Source organism: Massilia cellulosiltytica (assembly GCF_047325105.1).
GTDB classification, from domain to species: Bacteria; Pseudomonadota; Gammaproteobacteria; order Burkholderiales; family Burkholderiaceae_D; genus Telluria; species Telluria orientalis.
Genome location: NZ_CP168562.1, coordinates 6,575,203 through 6,596,763 on the forward strand (window position 1 = coordinate 6,575,203; position 21,561 = coordinate 6,596,763).

The window sequence follows — 21,561 nt, forward strand, 5'->3', positions numbered from 1 at the left end:
GTCGTTGCTTCGGGGCGTGATTGTAACGGCCGCAGTACAACTCCGCAAGGGCTGTTTGCAAGAATCCCTGCAGAGCGGTCCAACCATGCGTTTGCGCGTACACTGTATTGACGTCAGAGGCCCCCCATGGACCAGCATCGCACCGGCAATCACGAAGGGCACGGGCTTCGGCTGTGGCTGGCCAACCTGGCGACCATTGCCGTCTATATCGGCACCCTTCTCCTCAGCCGCGCGCTGGCCCTGCCCGCGGGCTATGCAACGCCCGTATACCTGCCGGCCGGCGTCGGGTTCGCCTTGAGCGTCGCGTTCGGCTGGCGCGCCCTCCCTGGCGTCGCCATCGGCGCGTGCCTGTCGCACCTGCCCGACGGCTGGATGGACCCGGACACCGCGCCCGCGACCGCGGTCCTCGCGACGACGGTCGCCACGCTGGGCTCGCTCGTGCAGGCCTGGCTGGGCGCCCGCTGGTTCCGCCGCTTCGTCGACCCGGCCCTCGGCACGGCGCGCGACGTCGCCCGTTTCCTCGCGCTCACACCGGTGTTCTGCCTGATCAACGCCACCGCCAACGTGTCCGCCCTGTACCGGCTGGACGTGGTGACGGCGGCCGAACGGGCGCCGAACTGGATCAACTGGTGGGCCGGCGACACCGTGGGCGTCCTGCTGGCCGCCCCGCTCGTCTGGATCGTGTGCGGCCAGCCGCGCCGGCTGTGGCGCCGGCGGGCGCGCCTCGTCGCCCTGCCGCTGCTGCTGGCGGCCGGCGTCGTCATGGCCGCCTACGAGCAGACCGTGCACTGGGAGCACCAGCAATACCTGCAGGCCTACCGCCTGAAGGCCCAGCAGGTGGCCGACGAGCTGCAGGCCGAGCTGCGCGAGCACGAACGCTTCGTCGGCACGTTCTCGCGTACGCTTGCGGCGGAAGACCGGTTCATGCACCGCGCCAAGTTCCTGAACATCGCCAGCGGCTACGTCGACGGCCGGCCGGAGATCGCCGCCATCAACTGGCTGGTACCCGTCACGCTGGCCGAACGCGCGGCGTTCGAGACGTGGGTGCGCACGCACGTCGATCCCGCGTTCGCCGGCGTGCGCGACGTGACGCGGACACAGGGCCTGCATCCGGCCGGCCGGCGCGCGCAATACCTGCCCCTGCTGTACACCTGGCCCCCGTCCAATGCGCGCATCCGCGGCATGGACTTCCTGACGGCGCCGGGACGCACGGAAGCGGTGTCGCGCGCGCTGGCTGGCACACGCGCCGTCGCCACGGGGCCGGTCGAGCTGGTATCCAACGGCGCCAACGGCATCGGCCTGTTCCGCTCGGTCGGCGCGCCCGGCCAGCCGCCACTGGGGGTATTGGCCCTGATCCTGGATGCCCATGTTTTCGTCCGGCAGGCGGTCCTGCGCGCCGGCTTCTCGGGCTTCGACATCAGTCTGGCCGATACGACCGACCGCGGCGCGCCCGTCGCGCTGGTGGGCACGCCCGGCCGGCACGTGGTCAGCGGCGACTACACCGTGCCGCTCACGTACGGCGGCCGCACCCTGCAACTGCGCTTCACGCCCACGGCTGCCTACATGGAAGGCGAACGGGGACTCGCGAGCTGGATCGTGATCACGACCGGCCTGCTGCTGGCCGCGCTGCTGGGCGCGCTGATGCTGATCGTCAGCGGCGAACGCGCCCAGATCGAGGCCCAGGTGGCGGAGCGCACGGCGCGCCTGCAGGCCATCCTGGACAATGCCGCCGACGCCATCGTCACCGTCGACGCGCGCGGCACGGTGCTGTCGGCCAACCGCGCCACGGCCGCGCTGTTCGGCTACCCGCCGAATCACCTGCCCGGCCTCGCGTTCACGACGCTGGTGCCGGGCCATGGCGACGAAGACAGCCTGGGCCTGCTGGCGCGCCTGGCCGGCAGCAGGCCCGACGAACGCCAGCTGGACGGCCTGAACGCGCGCGGCGAGCCGCTGCCGCTCGCGGTGGCGGTGTCCATCGTCGACCTGGCCGGGGAGCGCCTGTACGTGTGCATCCTGCGCGACCTGACGGAGCAGCAGCGCGCCCAGGCGCGCATCCACCGCCTGGCCCACCACGACCCGTTGACGGGCCTGGAGAACCGCCATGCGCTCGGCATGCGCCTGGAACAGCAGCTCGCCCAGGCGCGCCGCACCCGGCAGCCGCTGGCCGTGCTGTTCATCGACCTCGACCACTTCAAGAAGATCAACGATTCGCTCGGCCACCAGGCCGGCGACGAACTGCTCGTGGGCGCGGCCGCGCGCATGAAGGACCTGCTGCGCGACGTCGACGCCCTCGCCCGCCTCGGCGGCGACGAATTCATCATCGTGCTGTGCGGTCCCCTGTCTCCCGACAGCGTGAGCGCGGTGGCGGTGCGCCTCGTGGCATCGCTGCAGCAGCCCTACCGCCTGGCCGGCACGACGGCGCACAGCGGCGCCAGCGTGGGCGTGGCCCTGTTCCCCGAAGACGGTCACGATGCGGACACGCTGTTGCGCCACGCCGACATGGCGATGTACGCGGCCAAGCGCGAAGGCCGCGGCAATTTCCAGTTCTTCTCGCCCGCCATGAACGCTGCCACGCACGAGCACCTGCTGCTGGAAAACCGCATGTGGGCGACGCTGGAGAACGGCGGCTTCGACGTCCACCTGCAGGCCCAGGTCGAACTCGAGACGGGGCGCGTGATCGGCGCCGAGGTGCTGCTGCGCTGGCACGACCCGGAGCTGGGCAGCGTGGAGCCCGGGCGCTTCATCCCCATCGCCGAGGAATCGGGCCTGATCCTGCCGCTCGGCGACTGGGTGCTGGCGCGCGCGATGGCCCTGCTGGCCGAATGGCGCGACGACGGCATGGATCACCTGCGCCTGGCCGTGAACCTGTCGGCGCGCCAGTTCAGCGGCGGCGCACTGCTGTCGCGCCTCGACGAGCTGCTCGCCGAGCACGGGATCGACCCGGCGCGGATGGAACTGGAGATCACGGAGACGGCCGCAATGCGCGACCCGGAAAACACGCGCAGCCTGCTCCAGCAGCTGCGCGCGCGCGGCTTCAAGCTGGCCATCGACGACTTCGGCACGGGGTATTCGTCGCTGGCCTACCTGAAGCTGTTCGCGATCGACCGCATCAAGATCGACCGCGGCTTCGTGCGCGACATCGAGACGAATCCGAACGACGCCGCCATCGTCGACGCGACCATCGGCCTGGCGCATGCGCTCGGGCTGGGCGTGATCGCGGAAGGCGTGGAAACCCAGGCGCAATGGGGCTTCCTGCGCGACCGCAACAGCGACGAGGCGCAGGGCTACCTGTTCGGGCGGCCGATGCCGGCGCGCGAATTCCGCGAGTTCGTCAGGGCGCGAGCGCAGCCAGTACCTGGCCCTTGAGCGCCTTGATGAGGGCCGTCTCGTCGGGCGGCACGCCTTCCGGCGCGGGCTCCGTGCGGTCGGCGTAGAACAGGCCCAGTTGCACCTTGCCGACCACCAGCGGCAGCACGATGAAGCTCTGCGCGTCGGGCAGCAACGCCTTGTGCCAGGCCGGCAGCAGGTCGCGGATCTTGGCGCCGCGCGCGTCCGAGATCATGAGGTCGGCGTCGTTTTCCATCGCCAGGTAAAACAGGTCGCGCGCACTCTTTTCTCCGGCGGGCGCCAGCGGAAACGTGAAGCCTTCCTGCACGCGCGCCTGCGCGAGCCCGAACGATGCGCGGGCCCGGTACTGGCCGGCGCGCACGTCCTTCAGCACGACGGTCGCGAAGCGGAAGCCCAGCGCCGTGTACAACGTCTCCAGCACGGCCATGACGACGTCGTTGACCTTGTGCCGGCCGGACGCGCGCATCTGGGTGACGTCCTGCACGCCCGCCAGCAGCAGGTCGCGCGCGTTCTTCGGCTTGCCGCTCGGGTACGTGCCCTGCGCTTCCTCTTCCCCGCCGAGGGTCGCCAGCAGCAGCACGTTGGGCAGGCCGCCCTTGTCTTCCTGCGGCGCGCGGCGCGGCATGGGTTGCAGGTTCATGCTCTGCAGGAGGCTCGTCATTTCGAACGCGACCGTCTCGAACAACTCGTCCAGCTCGGCCGCGCCGAGGTTCAGCGCGGTGCCGTAGCGCGCCAGCAGCGCCTGCGCTTCCGGCGCGTCGGTCGGCGTGGGGGTCCTGCCCATCAGGCGCGCCACGTCCAGGCTGAACGACGCCACCTGGCGCATCCACTCGCTGCGGTTGACGGCCAGCTTGAGCGCCCCTGCCTCCAGCGGGCGCTGGGCATGCACGATCACGCCTGGGATCTTCCACTCGCCCAGCACGGCTTCGGACAGCGCGTCGAAGCCGCAGCCGAGGATCATCTGCGCGGCCTGTGCGGACGTGTGCTTGCCGGTCGCCAGCAGGGCCTGGATCTCGCGGTAGCGGTCATGCTCGTGCGACGCGACCAGCAGCGCGCCGAGATTCTTGAACAGCGCGCTGATCGATGCTTCCTCCGCGCCCTGGTAAAAGCTGTGGCGCGCCATTTCGCGCCCGACGAGGCTCGCGCACAGCGACGCTTCCAGTTCCATGCGCACGCTGTACACATGGTCGCTGCTGGCCAGCGCGTCGACGAGCAGCATCGCCAGCGCGACCGTGCGCACGTTGTCGAAGCCCAGCAGGGAAATGGCGCGCGACACCGTCGTGACGGCCGTGCCGGCCGCCGTGCGGTAGCGGACCGTGTTCGCCAGGCGCAGGATGCGCTGCGTGAGCGCGACGTCGGACAGCACGTAGTGCGCGAGATCGTGGGTGCCCTGGTCTTCCGATGTCGCCATCTGCACGACGCGCGCGATGGCGCTGCCCAGCGCGAACATGTCGTCGTCGCCGCACACCTTCTGCAGCAACGCGGCGCGCACGCGGCGGCCCCCGTCCGTCGGCTGGAACGACGCGGCGTTCGTGTTGGGATTGGAAGCGGCGCTCCCGACTGCAGGAATCATGATCGCTCAGCCGGCCCTTTTCGGACGCGGGCCCTTGTCGTATTTCTTGAGAATTTGATGGTGCAGCCCGGCCAGCGCCGGCAGCTTCGGGTTGACCGGATCGAGGCGGCGCACGCCTGCGATGTAGGCCAGGGCCTGCTGGCCGAGGCGCTCGTCCCAGCCTTCGTGGTCCAGGCATTTCAGGATCGCCAGCGCGGCGTTGAACACGACCTGCGGATTGTCCGGCAGCTTGGTCGCCGCTTCCTGCATCAGCACGACGGCGCCCTTGTAGTCGCCGCTCTTCGCCTTGGCGGCGCCGGTGGCGACGAGGTCGACGACCTGCTGGCGGCTTTCCATGGCGAGCTTCTGCGCCGTCTCGGCCTGGCCCGCGTTTTCGAACACGGCCATCGCGCGCGCCACTGCGGCGCCGTTCTGCGCATTGCGCATCACGTCGCGCACGATCTCGGCGGCGCCCTCCTCCATGCCGTTCTCGATGCAGGTGCGCGCCAGTTCCAGCTTGATCTCCGGGCGCAGGTCCGGCGCGTCCTGGCTGGCCGCGAGGGCCGCCGCCAGCGATTCGGCCAGGCGCGCCTCGTTGCCCGTGTATTCGTGCACGAGGCTCGACGCGATGGCGCTGCACAGCGGCGTGTGCTTCTGGAACGCCATCGATTTGTCCAGGTCGCGGATGACGGCCGCGGCCTGCACCGGGTCGCCCTTGCGCACGAGGGTCTGCACGAGGCGCACGTGGTCCTGCGGGTCCTTGAATTCGGAATACTTGGCCTTGCTGACGACCTGCTTGAGGATCTTCTCGGCCGTGTCGTGGTCGCCCGCCTCCAGCGCCGTTTCGCCCAGCTTGCGCAGCCGGCGCACCGCGTGCGGGGAGACTGTCACCGCCTCCGTCAGCACGGCCTGCGCCGCATCGAGCGCGCCGGCCGCCTCGTGGGTGCGCGCGAGCCAGTCGTAGGCGTCGACGAAGTTCTTGTTGGCGTCGACGAGGTCTTCGAGCATCTCGCGCGCTTCGTCGTAGCGCTCGCGCAGGAACAGCGTCTTGGCCAGGCCCAGGCGCGCCCAGGCGATCGCCTTGGTCTCGACGAGCTGGCGGTAGAGCGGCTCCGCTTCGTGCGGCTCACCGAGGAACATGTGCAGTTCGGCGCGCAGGCGCATGAAGTCGACGAGGTAGCGCGGATAGCGTTCTTCCCCGTCGAGACAGGCGGCGATCGCCTCGCGCTGGTTGCCCGCCTCCATCAGGTCGTACACGGGCAGCAGCGCATTTCGCCGTTCCAGCCCGCGCGCGATACGTTCGAGCAGGCGGTCGGCCGTGAACGGTTTCAGGACGTAGTCGGTGGGGCCCAGTTCGGCGGCGCTGACGACCTTGCCGTAATCGCCTTCGGCCGTGACCATGAAGAACATGGTCGACAGCGGCATGAGCTTGTGGTGGCGCACGTCCTCGAGCAGTTGCTGGCCGTCCTGGCCGCCTTCCAGCGCGTATTCGCACAGGATCAGGTCGTACTGCTTCAGGCCGAGGTGCTTGACGGCCTGGTTGGAGCTGCCGACGTGGTCGATCTTGCTCAGGCCGCACATGTTCAGCATGTTGTGGATCGTCGAGCGCATCCCGGCGTGCGGCTCGATGATCAGGGCGTTGAGGCCGTCAAGTTCGTTCATGTCCCGGTTTTCCGTGTGTGCCTGCGATGGGCTGGCGGGCTGCATGGGCCCGTGTGGTCTACCGAGTATATTACGTCCAGGGAACTAAATTCTTGAATTTCACCCACCATCAAACCGGCAAAATGTCGCGAAAAACCACACTTTCGGTTATCAGGCGCCGGGCTGGCGTGCGGCGGCCTGGCGCAGCGGCGCGCGGTGGCCGGGAGCGCATTCGGGGCGGGCACCGCCGATCATGATGTTTTGGTAACGGACTTCGTATTTGCCGGCCGCGAGTTTATCGATCAGGAACTTGGCGCGGCCCAGCACGTAGGCGTGGCGCACGTTCGAGCGGCGGTCCAGGTCGTAGATCTTGACCAGCACAGGCGACGGATTGTTGCTGTTGTCGACCAATACCTGCATCTCGTCGCCCTGGTTGCCGAGCGGATAACCGTCGATGTAGCCGGACTGGGGCGGCCACGGATCGCCCGTCGGTGCGACCTGGGCCTGCAGGTCGGTGTCGCAATCGGGTGCGCGGGCCGGGACGATCAACTGGGTCACGCCGAGGGCCTTGATGTCGGGCGGCGCATCGGCCTGCCCGGCCGGCCGCGCCCAGCCGTCGGCGCTGGCGTCGCTGCCGAGGGGGTCCGGCGGGGTGTTCGGCGTAGAGGCGGAGGCCGACGCGGAGGCCGATGCGGAGGCCGGCGCGGGTACTGCGGCCGCAGGCTGGGCTTTGCCCGGCCAGGCCAGCGCGCTCGGTACGCTCGGCAGTATCCTGGGGGGATCGAGCAGGACGATGGCCAGCGCGCCGCCGCCCGCGAAGGAGGCAAGCATCAGGCCCCACCAGCGCGGGTCGCGCAGCACGCGCCAGCGCGACGGCGCCGCGACCTGGCGCGGTTCCCAGTGCCCGTCGCCGCGCGGCTTCTCGCGGCCATCCTCGCCATGGGAACTTTCCAGCCACTCGACTTCCCACTCTTCCGACGCGATCCACTCGTCGTGTTCCTTGCGGCGCACGGGATCGGACAGGATGTTGTAGGCCGTATTGACGATGGCCATGATGCGGGCGGCGCGCTCGTCGCCCGGATTCTTGTCGGGGTGATATTTCTGACTCAAGGCCTTGTAGGCCGCGCGAATGACTTCCTGCGGTGCGTGGCGCGACACCTTCAGGTTGTCATAATGGGTATGGATCTTGGCCATGGGTCAGGGTCGGGTTGCACAGGGGCGCCAGCTGCTTCAATATTAGCCGATTCGTTCTTTAACGGCAGAGGCAAAGGACAGCCTGCCGTACGGGCGGCATTACAGCATAGCCGGGTTTGTGTCCACAGCGCAAGATGTCAGTATCACAACTTGTGGCTGCGATCGGCGCGCTCGATGGCGGGGTCGAGCGCGACCCCGCTGCCGACGATGAGCACCTTGAACAATTCCCCCATTTCGGCCGGCGAGACGAGCTTCTGCACGGCCTTCGACTGCGGCAGGTAGCGCAGCGCATCTTCCGGGTCCGTCTTCAGCAGCAGTTCGCCGATGCCCGCCGCCAGCAGGAAGGCCGCCTGGCTCATGTAGCCGAGCACGTCCAGCCCCGCGCCGTGGGCCGCCAGCGCCATCGCCGTGAAATCGACGTGCGCCGTGATGTCCTGCAGGCCCGGCAAATAAAACGGGGCCGGGTGCGCATGGTGGCGGTAATGACACATCAGCGTGCCGCTGGTGCGCTCGTCGAAATAATATTCGTGGGCCGGGAAACCGTAGTCGATCAGGATCGCGGCGCCCTTGCCTTTCTCGAACATCTGCGCCAGCGAGCGCATGAAGCCGCAGGCGACCGGGTGGACTTCGGTGAGATAGCCGTCCTGCAAGGTGTCGGCGTCGGGAATCTGGCGGCCGATCTGGTCGAGCAATGCCGCGTCCGGCTCTGCGGGCGTGAAGGCGAAGCGGCCGTCTTCTACCGTCACCACCTGGCGCAGCCAGCGGCCGCCGTCGCGCACGACGAGCTCGACCGGCATCGCGTCCAGCACTTCGTTGGCGAGCACGACGCCACGGAACGCCACGGGAAAATCGTGCGTCCAGCGCACCTGCGGGAAATCCTTCAGCGCTTCCTGCTGGCGCGCGCGCAATTCGCCCGACAGTTCGATGATCGTATAACTGTCGACGCGCACGCCCAGTTCGGCCAACGCCGTCAGGACGTCATGGGCGAGTTTGCCCGTGCCGGCGCCGAATTCGATAATGTCGGGGGCACTTTGCGCCATAATAGCGGCTGCCGCGCGCGCCAGCGTGGCACCGAACAGCGGGCTGATCTCGGGCGACGTGGTGAAATCGCCATCGCGGCCCAGCTTCGCGGCGCCGCCGCTGTAATAGCCGAGATTCGGCGCATACAGTGCCAGTTCCATGAACCGCGAAAACGGGATGGCGCCGCCCTGGTCGGCGATCTCGGCAGCGATCATGCGCTGCAGGGCTTGGGACGCGGCCAGCGCGTCGCTGGAGGGAAGAGGTAAGGACATCCGGCCATTGTAGCGAGAATCGGCAGCGACCCACAAACCACGATGACACAGACATTTTCGACGCCTGACCCAGTTGGCACATCCCTGGCCCGCCCGCACGCGGGACGCGCGCGCGTGGCCCTCGTCACGGGCGGCGGCCGGCGCATCGGGCGCGCCATCGCGCTTGGCATGGCCGAAGCCGGCTGGGACGTCGCCGTGCACTACCGCCAGTCCGCACAGGATGCCGACGAGGTCGTCGCGGCGATCCGCGCCCTGGGCCGGCGGGCCGTCGCGCTGCATGCGGACCTCGCCGACGAGGCGGCCGTGCGCGCCCTGCCCGGCCAGGCCGCGCACCTGCTGGGCGGGCTGGATTGCATCGTCAACAACGCGTCGTTGTTCGAATACGACAAGCCGGACGCCTTTTCTCCGGCCCTGCTGGCCGCCCACATGCAGTGCAACGTGGGCGCGCCGCTGCTGCTCGCGCAGGCCTTGCACGCGCTGGTGCCGGACGGCGGCCAGGCCGTCGTGATCAACTTGCTCGACCAGAAACTGTACAATCTCAACCCGGATTTTTTGTCGTACACGTTGTCGAAGGCGGCATTGCAGACGGCGACCACGATGCTGGCCCAGGCGCTGGCGCCGACACTGCGCGTCGTCGGCATCGCGCCCGGCATCACGCTCGTCTCGGGCGACCAGAGCGCGGACGGCTTCGAGCGCGCGCACAAGGTCACGCCGCTGGGACGCTCGTCCACGCCGCAGGACATCGTCGACGCCGTGTGCTACGCGGCCAACGCGAAGGCGCTGACCGGCACCACCCTGCTCGTCGACGGCGGCCAGCACCTGATGCCGCTGGCGCGCGACGTGATGTTTTTGACTGAAGACTGAATCAACCCCGTCCCCCTCTTATTTCGAAGGTTTCCTATGTTGTCCGCCCTGTTCTACCCGCAGCTGCGCGATTGCCGCAGGCTGTTCCTGCGCAATTACGAAGTCATGATCAACATCGGTGTCCATGAGTTCGAAAAGAAGGGCGAGCAACGCGTCCTGATCAATGTCGACCTGTACATCCCGCTCGCCCTGTCGACGCCGAAGGACGATCAATTGCACGAAGTGGTCGACTACGACTTCATGCGCGAGACCATCGCCAGGCGCATGGCGCAGGGCCACGTGCACCTGCAGGAAACCCTGTGCGACGACGTCGTGAAGGCGATGCTGGCGCACCCGAACGTGCGCGCGGCGCGCGTGTCGACGATGAAGCCCGACGTGTATCCCGACTGCGAAGGCGTCGGCGTCGAAGTGTTCCAGATCAAGGATGAAGCATGAATGAAGTAACGATGGCGCGCCCGTCCGAGGCCCTGCCCGACGCCGCCGACAAGAAGGCCGAGAAGCAGGCCTACGAAAACAACAAGCTGCACAAGCGGCTGTGCCGGCTCGTCGGCCAGGCGATCGGCGATTTCAACATGATCGAGGACGGCGACAAGGTCATGGTCTGCCTGTCCGGCGGCAAGGACAGCTATGCGCTGCTGGACATCCTGATGACCTTGCGCGAGCGTGCTCCGATCCACTTCGACATCGTCGCCGTCAACCTCGACCAGAAACAGCCGAACTTCCCGGCCGACGTGCTGCCGGCCTATCTGGACAAGCTGGGCATCCCGTACCACATCGAGAACCAGGACACGTACAGCATCGTCAAGCGCCTGATCCCGGAAGGCAAGACGACGTGCTCGCTGTGCTCGCGCCTGCGACGCGGCATCCTGTACCGCGTGGCGGACGAACTGGGCTGCACGAAGATCGCCCTGGGCCACCACCGCGACGACATCCTCGAGACCTTCTTCCTGAACATGTTCTTCGGTGCGAAGATCAAGGGCATGCCGGCCAAGCTCGTCTCGGACGACGGCAAGCACGTCGTGATCCGCCCGCTGGCCTACGTGAAGGAAGCGGATACGGAACGCTATGCGGAAGTGAAGGAGTTCCCGATCATCCCGTGCGACCTGTGCGGCTCGCAGGAAAACCTGCAGAGAAAACAGATCAAGGCGATGTTGCGCGACTGGGAGAAGAAATATCCGGGCCGTGTGGAAAACATCTTCTCGTCGCTGTCGACCGTCGTGCCGTCGCACCTGATGGACCGCGAGATGTTCGGCTTCACGGACCTGAAGGCGGACGGCGTGGCGAATCCGGCCGGCGACATCGCGTTCGACGAGGAGCCGTGCTCGACGCCGGCGACGGGGACCATTCCGCTGCAGCCGCTGTAATACATGCGCCGGCGACCAATCTCGTCGGCGTAACGTTTTCTGTGTAATATAGTTTCACTATCGCAGGTTGATCGTTTCTTATGAGATCGATTTCACTCTATAGCGTGTAGAGGAACCTCCACCACGAGCGGGGAAACGGATGTAATATTCCTACCTTTCTGCCACGCCCACCTGGATTCCTCATGCAAATCGGCCAACCCGCCGGTACCGCCCAGCCGGGCGGCGCCACTACCCACGCCAACACCCAGGTCGCGAGCCTGCGCGTTTTCGTGTTCGCCCTGTTCTTCACGTTCGGCGGCATCACGAGCCTGAACGACGTCATCATCCCGAAACTGAAAGACCTGTTCACGCTGTCGTACGCGCAGGCGATGCTCGTGCAGTCGGCCTTCTTTGCCGCCTATTTCATCGTGTCGCTGCCGGCCGCCGCCATCGTGCAGCGCATCGGCTACATGCGCACGGCCGTCGTCGGCCTGCTCACGATGACGGCCGGCTGCCTGTTGTTCATCCCCGCCTCCTCGTCCGGCATGTTCATCACCTTCCTGCTCGCGCTGTTCGTGTTGGCCGCCGGCATCACCATCGTGCAGGTCGTGGCCAATCCGCTCATCTCGATGCTGGGCGCCCCCGCCACCGCGTCCAGCCGCCTGACCTTCGCACAGGCCTTCAACTCGCTCGGCACGACCGTCTTTCCGTACGTCGGCGCCATCCTGATCCTCGGCTCGCTGGCCCACGTCGACCAGGCGACCCTGTCGGCCGACGCGCTCGCCGCCTACCGCGCGGCCGAGAGCCAGGTCGTCGTGCACACCTACCTCGGCCTGGCCGTCGCGCTGGCCGTCGTCGCCCTCCTTGTCTGGACGAACCGTAACAAGCTCGTCGAACGTCCCCATCCCGCCGGCAGCATGTGGAGCGCCTTCGACCTGCTGAAACAGCCCCGCTTCGCGTTCGGCACCCTGTGCATCTTCCTGTACGTCGGCGCCGAAGTGGCCGTCGGCTCGCTGATCGTCAACTACCTGATGCAGCACGACGTGCTGGGCCTCGGCGCGGAAGCGGCCGGCAAGCACGTGCCGCTGTACTGGGGCGGCGCCATGGTCGGCCGTTTCCTCGGCGCCTACGTCCTGCGCATCTGCGCGCCGGGCAAGGTGCTGGCCGGCGCCGGCGCCACCGCCGCCCTGCTGCTGCTCGTCTCGGCCACCACGCAGGGCGCCACATCGGGCTGGGCGCTGCTCGCCATCGGCCTCGTCAACTCGATCATGTTCCCCACCATCTTCACGCTGGCGTCGGAAGGCCTGGGCGAGCGCGCGGCCGAAGGCTCGGGCCTGATTTGCGTGGCCATCGTCGGCGGAGCCATCGTGCCGTTGATCACGGGCTACGCCGCCGACGCCGCCGGCCTGCGCCTCGCGCTCGCCGTGCCCGCGCTGTGCTACCTGCTGATCCTCGTGTTCGGCTGGTACGCGCGCCGGCCGCTGCAGCACGGCTGAGCGTCAACCCGCGACATCCGTGCCCGCCGGGCTCACGCCGTCCGGCTGCCTGCGCGCCTGGCCGAGCTGGCGCAGCGCGCGGGCGTTGATGCGGTCGCGCTCGGCATCGCGCAGCCAGCCCCACTTGTCGAAGTAGCGCCACGCCGACACGCACCGCCACCAGAGCGCTGCCGACCGCCTGCGCCAGCCGCGCGCGCTTGCCTGGGCCGGGTCGCGCACAGGGTGACGCAACACCGTGACATGCGGCACGAACACGGTGCGCGCGATGCATGCGGTACGGCGCGCCAGGTCGACGGTGTCGAACCGCTGCAGGAAGCGCTCGTCGAACATGCCCGCGCGCAGCACGGTCTCGACCCGCATCAGCAGGCAGCAGCCCGGCGGCACCGGCACCTCCATCACCCGGCTGTAGCCGCCCGCGTGCAGCTGGTAGCGCGCCAGCCTGCCGCTGGACCGGCGCAGCAGCGGAAAGCAGCGCCCCAGCAGCAGTTCCAGCGGCCCCGGCAGCAGGCTGCACAGCGGCTGCAGGCGCCCGTCCACATCCTGCACCCGTGGCGCCAGCAGGCCCACGTCGGGATGCTGCTCCATGTAGGCGACCATCCGGGCCACCGCGTCGAGCGGCAAGCCGATGTCGGGTGCAAGCAGCAGGTGATAGACACTCCCCGCCGCCGCGGCCTCGCGCAGGATGCGGTTATGGGCGCGCGCCTGACGGGGCCAGTCCGGTTGCGGGCGGTAGTGCGCCCCGTAGCGTCCGGCCAGCGCGGCCAGCGCTGGCTGTTGCGCATCGTCGACCAGGTAGACCCGCAGGTGCGGACAGGCCGTCGTGAGGCTGAGCAGCAGATGCTCGATCCGGTCCGGTGTCGCCCCGCCGCAGACGAGGCAGCAGCTGGCCCGGACGGCCGCGGCGCCCATGCTCAGCCCCCGCCGCGCGCGCGCGTTCGCCGGGCGCGCGGTGCATGCGCGGCACGCCGGTTAGTTGCAAAACGGAATTCCTTGTCCATGGCGCCCTCCATCGAACGAAACACATGGGTTCAGAGTGGCGCCGTGCGCGACGGTTGCAGTGGAATCGACGGCGCTTGCGCAGGATCAGACTGCAAGCATCTGCCGCCGACAAATGGATATGAAAGAGGTCGAACGGTTACAGCGCCACGTCGGTGCGCAGTACCGGATACAGGTTGAAACGCTCATCCCAGGACGGGTGGCGGCGCGCAAAGAATTCCAGGCGCGCGTGGGCATTCTTCGCGAATGCCGGATCGGTCTCGACCTTGCGCCGGAATTCGGCGGCCAGGGCCGGATCGCGCGCCATCTGTTCGCGCGCCACGTCCTCGGCCACGTATTCCTCCATGTATTCCTTGCGCTCGAAGGCGTTGTTGAACTCGCCCCAGGCCAGCAGCGAATCCGGGGCCTGCGGCTCGAACAGGGCCATGACGAGGCGCGCCTTGGGCTGGGCGACCGGCACGAACAGCGCACCTTTGCCGAGGTTGCGCGGCTCGGGCTTCCAGCTGCCTTCGACCTTCAGGCGCTGGTGCGATTCGAACGACGTCGGAGAGAACGTGGCCTGGTCGGCACGGAAGGTTTGCACGGGCGCGGCATCGACCGCCTTGTCGATCTTGCGGAACACGATGCCGTGTTGCACGAGCTTCGTCGCGACCATCTGCGCCCACGCGGCCGGCACGACGTAGCCCGCACCCGGCGCCCGCACCTGCAGGTCGGCCACGACCTCGTCGCGCAGCGGCACGTGCCAGACCTGCGGCTTCGTTTCGTCGTAGTGCGTCATCAGCATGCCGGACACGTCGGACATCGTGCGCGTGTAGGCATAGCCCTGGAAGTCGACCATCGTGGTCTTGTCGGTGGTGCGGTACGTCAGCGCCACGGGCTGGCCGGCGATGTGCGTGGCGCGCGCGTCGGCGGCGCGTGCCGCCTGCGTCCATGCCGCGCCGTGGGCGGCCACCTGCTGCAGCACCGAGACGATGGCATTGTGCGTGATGCGCACGCGGGTCGGATAGTCCTTCCACGAGTGCGTCTCGACGAGCATGGCCATCCGGTTGCGCAGCTGGAAATAACCGGTCGAGAAGCGCGGATCGGAGACGCCGTCGACGAAGCCGGAGGCCGGGTCGTCCGTCTCCTTGAACGACATGTAATAGGACTGCGGCATCGAGCCCTGCTTGCTGATGTCGGCGATGACGTTCGCGCGCAGTGCCCGGCCGATCTCGCGGAATTCCGGGTCGCCCGAGTACACGGGTTCGACCTGGATGGAGACGTCGTGCTGGAACATGGCGCCGTCCGTGACGTGCAGGTCGACATAGGTCAACGGGTCCCACGCGTTCACCAGCGCCAGCATGGCCTGCATCTCGGGCGCGTCGGCCTTCACGTAGTCGCGGTTCAGGTTGGTGTTCTGCGCGGTGGTGCGCCAGCCCATCTCGACGGGGCCGCGCTGGTTCGGGCGGTTCCATTTCGCGAAGCGTTCATGGCCGTCGACGTTGAACACGGGGACGAACAGCAGCACCTGCCTGTCCAGCACGCCCGCCGCGAGTTTGCCGTCGAGGATTTCACGCAGGGCGAGGAAGCCCGCGTCCTTGCCGTCGATCTCGCCCGCGTGGATGCCGCCCTGGATCAGCGTGACCGGCAGGTTCGCCTTGCGCGCCGCGTCGGGCGTGAACACGCCGCGTGCGTTGACGGCCAGCGCCAGCATCGGCCGGCCTTCCGGCGTCGTGCCGAACTGGAAGCATTTCACCTGCTTCGGATACGCCTGCTGGAAGGCGCCGCACAGCTTGACGACCTCGTCGTAGCGGCCCGTGGCCTGGAAGCCGGAGCGCTCCGAGACGGTGACGAGGTCGGGGGCGGCGTGCGCCAGGGGCGCAGCCAGCAGGGCCAGCAAGAACGCAATGCGGATCATCGATACACTCCGGCAGGATTGAAAAAGATTCAAGCCGGAAATTATAGATCGGTGATCCGGTCAGCGTGTGCGCGGCGGATAAATCGCGATCTCCTTCATCTGCGACCGCGCGATGTGCATCGGCACGCGACGCGCCCGCGCCGTCGACGCCGCCGGGCAGGCATTGGTGGCGCGGTACGCGAGCGCGGCGGCCAGCATGCCCTCGGCGGGATCGCCCAGCGCATGCGCCATGTCGTCGGACACGGCGCAGGTCGGCGCGAAGCCGTCGGCGAAATCGCCGAAACCCTTCGCGTTCACGCCCTGGAACTGGATCGTGAAATACGTCGTGCCGCAGTTATCCGCCGGCAGGAAGCCGTAGGGCTTGCCACAGGTCGTGGCGCCGATGATATCGACCTGGACGTCCACCCCGCGCAGGCCGTTGATGACGGCTTCGCTGGCCGAGCACGTGTCGGACGTCGTCAGCACGGTCACGCGCTTCAGGCCCAGGTAGGGCAACGCCATATTGCGCGGCGCGGAAAAGCCGTAGGCCGTGTTGCGGAACGGGATCGGGGCATCGGGCGCCGTCTTGTCGTTGTACAGCGCGCGCTCGAACGTCTTCCCGGCCGTGGCCGGTCCCGCGATCATGTACGCCAGTTCGCTGGCGACGTACAGGAGGCCGCCGCCGTTGTAGCGCATGTCGAGCACGAGGTCCGCCGCGCCCTGGTTCTTCAGGCTCGTGAACGCATTCACGAGCTGCAGTTCGGAGACGGCATTGTGGTCCTCGAAGCTCAGGTAGCCCACCTTGCCGGTCGGCGTGTCGATCACTTTCACGTTTTTCACGGGCGTCGTCGTGACGACGGCGGACGTCAGCGCGATGTCCATCGTGGTGTCGCCGCGGCGTATCGTGAGCGTGTGGCGCTCGCCCGCGGTGTCCGGCGACAGGCCGTCGTTCAGCCGTTCGATCTGCGCCTCGTCGGCGGTATTGATGAAGTCGATGCCGTCGACGGCCGTCAGCAGGTCGCCCCGCTGGATGCCGGCCGCGGCCGCGGGCGACCCCGGCTCGACGATCGCCGCGATCCAGGTGCGCGGTGCCGTCGTGGAGTTGACGGACCACGTCAGGCCATAGCCCGTATCCTGGCTCGCATTGGTCAGCGCATCCCATTCCGCCGTCGTGTAGGTGAAATGGAAACGGTCCTTGTCCTTGCCCGACGCGGTCAGCGCGGGCGTCTTGAGCGCATCGAAATAGTCGAGCGTGTTCGTGTAGTCGGCCATGCGGACCGTCGACGGGATCTCGCTGTACCAGAGATAAGTCGCGTCGGTCCAGCCGCGCAGGAATTTCATCTCGTCCTGCAGCGTGCCCTGGCGGTCCGGGAACGCATGACCCTCGGCGTCGACGCCCGTGCGTGGCGCGGCGCACAGGTCTTGGTAACTGATGTAGTCGGACGGGATCGGGTCCGGGGTCACGGCCGGTGGCGTGGGCGTCGTGGTCGGCGGCGTGGTCGTCCCGGTGCCGGGATTGCCGGCGACGGGCGTCGAGGCGCCGATGCCTGGACTCCCCCCGCCGCCGCCACAGCCGGACAGCGTGACGAGCGTCGCGAAAGCGCAAGCGAACAGGCGGGAAAAACGGGTCGGCGAAGCAGCGGTAGAAGGCGATTTCATGCGTCCGATTATAGACCCGGCCGCTTCGCGCAAATACATCCAACTGTAACAACGCCGCCTGCCGAAACCGGCGGGCGGCGTCGTATCAAAAGAACAGCATCAGGCGGCGCGGGTGACGGTGCCGCCCGCGTGGAAGGCAGATACCAGTTCCGCTTCCTTGCGCTTGGCTACCTTGAGGTTGCGCTCCTTGACGTGGCCGAAGCCGCGGATGTCTTCCGGGATACTCGCGATGGCCACGGCCTGCGCCAGGTTGTCGGCCGTCAGCCTGGGCAGCAGGCCCTCGATGGTGGCGCGGTATTCCTGGTTCAGGGCGCGTTCCATCCGGCGCTCGGCCGTGTGGCCGAACGGATCGAATGCCGTGCCACGCAAACCCTTCAGCTTCGCCAGCACGCCGAACGCCTTCATCATCCACGGGCCGAATTCCTGTTTTACCAGGTGGCCGTCCTTGTCCTTCTTCGCGAACAGCGGCGGCGCCAGGTGGAATTTCAGTGTGACGTCGCCTTCGAACATGCCGTCGATCCTGGCCATGAACGCGGGATCCGTGTACAGGCGCGCGACTTCGTACTCGTCCTTGTAGGCCATCAGCTTGTGCAGGTAGCGCGCGACGGCTTCCGTCAGGCGCGTGCCCTTGCCCAGCTTTTCCTCGGCGGCGCGGACGCGGTCGACGAAGGCCTTGTACTGCGCGGCATAGTCGGCATTCTGGTACGCGGTCAAGAGTTCGACGCGGCGCTTGACGAGCTCGTCGAGCGTCTGCGCGCGCTTGAACTCGATCACCTTCGCGGGCGTGACGAGCTTCTGCACGGACGGCAGATCATGCGCCGCCGTGCGGCCCCAGTTGAACGCGGCCTTGTTGAAGGCGACCGACACGCCGTTCAACTCGATCGCCTTCAGGATCGACGCTTCCTGCAGCGGCACGTGGCCCTTCTGGAACGCGTAGCCCAGCATGAACATGTTGGTGGCGATGGCGTCGCCCATCAGCGTGGTCGCGATGTGGCCGGCGTCGATGAAGTCGACGTTGCCTTCGCCGCAAGCCTGCACGATGGCGCCGCGCGAACCTTCGGCCGGGAATTGCCAGTCCGGGTTCTTGATGAACGCGGCGGTCGTGGCGCCGGTGCCGTTGACGGCAGCCCACGTGCGGCCTTCGCCCATGCGCGACAGCGCGTCGCGGCTGGCCGTCACGATCTGGTCGCAGCCGATCACGAGGTCCGCGTTACCAGTGCCGACGCGCGTCGAGTACAAATCGCCCTGGCGGTCCGCCAGGCGCACGTGCGACATCACCGGACCGCCCTTCTGCGCGAGGCCGCTCATGTCCAGCACGAGGGCACCCTTGCCTTCGACGTGGGCGGCCACCGCGAGGATCTGGCCGACCGTCACGACACCCGTGCCGCCGACGCCGGTGACGAGGATGCCGAACGGGTTCGTCGTCGCAGGAATCTTCGGCATCGGCAGCGACGGCGGCGCCGCTTCGGCAGCAGTCTTCTTCGGCTTTTTGAGTCCGCCGCCTTCGACCGTGACGAAGCTCGGGCAGAACCCGGTGACGCACGAGAAATCCTTGTTGCACGACGATTGGTTGATCTGGCGCTTGCGGCCCAGTTCCGTCTCCAGCGGTTCGACGGACAGGCAGTTCGACTGCTTCGAGCAGTCGCCGCAGCCTTCGCACACGGCTTCGTTGATCACCGCGCGCTTGGCCGGATCCGGATAGGCGCCCTTCTTGCGGCGGCGGCGCTTTTCCGACGCGCAGGTCTGGTCGTAGATCATGGCCGACACGCCCGGCATCTCGCGCAGTTCGCGCTGCACGTCCATCAGTTCCGCGCGGTGGCGCACGGTGACGCCTTCGGCCCACGGATAATCGTCCGGATATTTGTCCGGCTCGTCGGTGACGACGATGATCGGCGTCACGCCTTCGGCCGCGAGCTGGCGGCTGATCCTGGCCGGGTCGAGCGGACCGTCGACGACCTGGCCGCCCGTCATCGCGACGGCGTCGTTGTAGAGAATCTTGTACGTGATGTTGACCTTGGCCGCGACCGAGGCACGGATCGCCAGCACGCCCGAGTGGAAATAGGTGCCGTCGCCGAGGTTCGCGAACACGTGCTTCTCGCCCGTGAACGGGGCCTGGCCGATCCACGTGACGCCTTCGCCGCCCATGTGCGTGAACGTGGACGTCTCGCGGTCCATCCACAGCACCATGTAGTGGCAGCCGATGCCCGCCATCGCGCGCGAGCCTTCCGGCACCTTCGTCGAGCTGTTGTGCGGGCAGCCGGAGCAGAAGTACGGGATGCGGTCCGTTTCCGGGTTCGCCTTCGGGATGTTCTTGAGGATCAGTTCCTTCGCTTCGAGGAAGGCGATGCGTTCCTTTACGCGCTCCGCGACCGGATGGCCGGCGCAGTAGTGCGAGATGCGCGACGCGATCGCGCGCGCGACCTGGGCCGGATTCAGCTCGTAGTTCGCCGACAGCAGCCAGTCGCCCTGGCCGGAGCGGTTCTTGACGCTCCACTCGCCGGCGTCGTCGAACTTGCCGACGACGCGCGGACGCTCGCTGTCCGGCAGGTTGTACAGCTCTTCCTTCAGCGCGTATTCCAGCACTTGCCGCTTTTCCTCGACGACGAGGATCTCGTCCAGGCCGCGCGCGAATTCGTGCACGCCGACCGAGTCCAGCGGCCACGTCATGCCGACCTTGTACACGCGCAGGCCGATGTCGCGCGCGGCCTGCTCGTCGATGCCGAGATCCGCCAGCGCCTGGCGCGTGTCGAGGTAGCTTTTGCCGGCGGTGATGATGCCGATCCTGGGCTGGGGGCTGTCCCAGATGATCTGGTTGAGTTTATTGGCTCGCGCATAGGCCAGCGCGGCATACCACTTGTAGTGGTTCATGCGCACTTCCTGGTCCAGCACGGCGTCCGGCCAGCGGATGTTCAGGCCGCCCGGCGGCATCTCGAAATCGGTCGGCAGGATGGTCTGCACGCGGTCCGGATCGAGGTCGACGACGGCGCCCGATTCGATGATGTCGGTCACGCATTTCATCGACACCCATAGCCCGCTGTAGCGGCTCATCGCCCACGCATGCAGGCCGTAGTCGATGTATTCCTGCACGGACGACGGATACAGCACGGGGATGCCGCAGTGGTGCAGGATGTGGTCGGACTGGTGCGCCGTGGACGACGATTTCGCTGCGTGGTCGTCGCCCGCCAGCACGAGCACACCGCCATTCTTCGCGGAGCCCGCGTTGTTGCCGTGTTTAAAGACGTCGCCGCAGCGGTCCACGCCCGGGCCCTTGCCGTACCACATGGCGAACACGCCGTCGTACTTCGCATCCTTGAACAGATTGGTCTGCTGCGTGCCCCAGACGGCGGTGGCCGCCAGGTCTTCGTTCATGCCGGGGTGGAAGTGGACGTGGTGCGATTCCAGGTGCTTCTTCGCCTTCCACGCGGTCTGGTCGACCTGGGTGACGGGCGAGCCCCGGTAGCCGGTGATATAGCCCGCCGTGTTCAGGCCGGCCTTCAGGTCGCGTTCGCGCTGCAGCATCGGCAGGCGGATCAGCGCCTGGGTGCCGGTCATGAAGGCGCGGCCGCGCTCGAGCGTCCATTTGTCGTCGAGCGTGATCTCGTGCGGGGATAGCGGTTCCAGCTGGCTGCGGTCCAGGGGGGCGTTCATGCGTGTCTCCGATTATGTTTGTCGTGTTTCGGTTGAGGCCAGTATAGACCCGCACCCCCAGCATTAAATTTCAATGAATTCCCCCCGCCGGACGATTTGCGCAATAAAATTGCGACGTACGCCCGCCCCGTGGAGAATTCATGTCAAAAATCGAGCTGGATAAAACCGATCGCAAAATCCTGGCCATCCTCCAGTCGGATGGCCGCCTGTCGAACCAGGACGTGGCCGAGCGCGTCAGCCTGTCGCCGTCGCCCTGCCTGCGGCGCATCAAGCGGCTGGAAGAGGCCGGCGTCATCCGGCAATATGTCGCCCTGCTCGATCCCGACAAGCTGGGCCTGGGCCTGCTGGCCTATGTGAATGTCCGCCTGGAAAAACACAGCGAAGGCGCGGCGAACGCGCGCGTGCCGGCCACGTCGCCGCGCTTCGAATTCGCCCAGGCCGTGTCGACCTGGCCGGAAGTGGTGGCCTGCTATGCGATGACGGGGGAGATGGATTTCCTGCTGCGCGTGCACGTGGAGGACATGGACCACTTCTCGCGCTTCATGATGAGCACCTTGCTGCGCCACCCGGCCGTGCTGGACGTCAAGTCGAGCTTCGCCCTGCAGCGCATCAAGGAAACGACGGCGCTGCCCATTGTTTGAGGCTGTTTAGT

General features: G+C 67.4%; 14 protein-coding genes. 6 read left to right on the forward strand and 8 right to left on the reverse strand.

Annotated elements, in window-relative coordinates:
- Nucleotides 1-126: 126 nt before the first annotated feature.
- Nucleotides 127-3,366, forward strand: coding sequence for an EAL domain-containing protein (locus tag ACEN9H_RS28885; protein ID WP_413672971.1), 3,240 nt, complete (start codon nucleotides 127-129; stop codon nucleotides 3,364-3,366).
- Here the strand turns inward: ACEN9H_RS28885 and ACEN9H_RS28890 are convergent.
- The 4 genes from ACEN9H_RS28890 to ACEN9H_RS28905 form a co-directional block, all read right to left on the reverse strand.
- Nucleotides 3,332-4,921 (reverse strand): HDOD domain-containing protein, encoded by a 1,590-nt coding sequence (locus tag ACEN9H_RS28890; protein ID WP_413672972.1) that lies wholly within the window; start codon nucleotides 4,919-4,921, stop codon nucleotides 3,332-3,334. The two genes, ACEN9H_RS28885 and ACEN9H_RS28890, sit on opposite strands and share 35 nt — an antisense overlap.
- 6 nt (nucleotides 4,922-4,927) lie before the next feature.
- Nucleotides 4,928-6,562 carry a tetratricopeptide repeat-containing response regulator gene (locus tag ACEN9H_RS28895; RefSeq protein WP_056134742.1) on the reverse strand — a complete coding sequence of 545 codons (1,635 nt, stop codon included), beginning with the start codon at nucleotides 6,560-6,562 and terminating at the stop codon, nucleotides 4,928-4,930.
- Nucleotides 6,563-6,712: 150 nt separating this feature from the next.
- On the reverse strand, nucleotides 6,713-7,735 hold the full coding sequence (locus ACEN9H_RS28900; protein ID WP_413672973.1) for a J domain-containing protein: 1,023 nt from the start codon (nucleotides 7,733-7,735) through the stop codon (nucleotides 6,713-6,715).
- Nucleotides 7,736-7,878: 143 nt separating this feature from the next.
- Nucleotides 7,879-9,027, reverse strand: coding sequence for a class I SAM-dependent methyltransferase (locus ACEN9H_RS28905; protein WP_413672974.1), 1,149 nt, complete (start codon nucleotides 9,025-9,027; stop codon nucleotides 7,879-7,881).
- A gap of 42 nt (nucleotides 9,028-9,069) precedes the next feature.
- On the opposite strand from ACEN9H_RS28905, the gene ACEN9H_RS28910 reads away from it, so the two are divergent.
- The 4 genes from ACEN9H_RS28910 (at nucleotide 9,070) to ACEN9H_RS28925 (ending at nucleotide 12,730) form a co-directional block, all read left to right on the forward strand.
- Nucleotides 9,070-9,891: an SDR family oxidoreductase gene (locus ACEN9H_RS28910; RefSeq protein ID WP_082577325.1), complete on the forward strand. Its 822-nt coding sequence runs from the start codon at nucleotides 9,070-9,072 to the stop codon at nucleotides 9,889-9,891.
- Nucleotides 9,892-9,927: 36 nt separating this feature from the next.
- Complete coding sequence (locus ACEN9H_RS28915; RefSeq protein WP_056134732.1) at nucleotides 9,928-10,326, forward strand: dihydroneopterin aldolase; 399 nt, start codon at nucleotides 9,928-9,930, stop codon at nucleotides 10,324-10,326.
- Complete coding sequence (gene ttcA, locus ACEN9H_RS28920; RefSeq protein WP_160406827.1) at nucleotides 10,323-11,255, forward strand: tRNA 2-thiocytidine(32) synthetase TtcA; 933 nt, start codon at nucleotides 10,323-10,325, stop codon at nucleotides 11,253-11,255. The genes ACEN9H_RS28915 and ttcA overlap by 4 nt, the downstream gene beginning before the upstream one ends.
- A gap of 182 nt (nucleotides 11,256-11,437) precedes the next feature.
- Nucleotides 11,438-12,730, forward strand: a complete 1,293-nt coding sequence (locus tag ACEN9H_RS28925) for a sugar MFS transporter (protein WP_413672975.1) — start codon at nucleotides 11,438-11,440, stop codon at nucleotides 12,728-12,730.
- Nucleotides 12,731-12,733: 3 nt separating this feature from the next.
- On the opposite strand, the gene ACEN9H_RS28930 is transcribed toward ACEN9H_RS28925, so the two are convergent.
- The 4 genes from ACEN9H_RS28930 to ACEN9H_RS28945 form a co-directional block, all read right to left on the reverse strand.
- Complete coding sequence (locus tag ACEN9H_RS28930; RefSeq protein WP_413672976.1) at nucleotides 12,734-13,639, reverse strand: glycosyltransferase family 2 protein; 906 nt, start codon at nucleotides 13,637-13,639, stop codon at nucleotides 12,734-12,736.
- Between the two features lie 226 nt (nucleotides 13,640-13,865).
- The gene (locus ACEN9H_RS28935) at nucleotides 13,866-15,623 is read right to left on the reverse strand and encodes a M14 family metallopeptidase (RefSeq protein ID WP_413672977.1); all 1,758 of its coding nucleotides are present in this window, start codon (nucleotides 15,621-15,623) and stop codon (nucleotides 13,866-13,868) included.
- Nucleotides 15,624-15,683: 60 nt separating this feature from the next.
- The gene (locus ACEN9H_RS28940) at nucleotides 15,684-17,261 is read right to left on the reverse strand and encodes a S41 family peptidase (RefSeq protein ID WP_413338204.1); all 1,578 of its coding nucleotides are present in this window, start codon (nucleotides 17,259-17,261) and stop codon (nucleotides 15,684-15,686) included.
- A gap of 99 nt (nucleotides 17,262-17,360) precedes the next feature.
- Nucleotides 17,361-20,909: an indolepyruvate ferredoxin oxidoreductase family protein gene (locus tag ACEN9H_RS28945; protein ID WP_413338206.1), complete on the reverse strand. Its 3,549-nt coding sequence runs from the start codon at nucleotides 20,907-20,909 to the stop codon at nucleotides 17,361-17,363.
- Nucleotides 20,910-21,049: 140 nt separating this feature from the next.
- On the opposite strand from ACEN9H_RS28945, the gene ACEN9H_RS28950 reads away from it, so the two are divergent.
- Nucleotides 21,050-21,550, forward strand: coding sequence for an Lrp/AsnC family transcriptional regulator (locus tag ACEN9H_RS28950; protein WP_036230990.1), 501 nt, complete (start codon nucleotides 21,050-21,052; stop codon nucleotides 21,548-21,550).
- The last annotated feature ends 11 nt before the right edge of the window (nucleotides 21,551-21,561 follow it).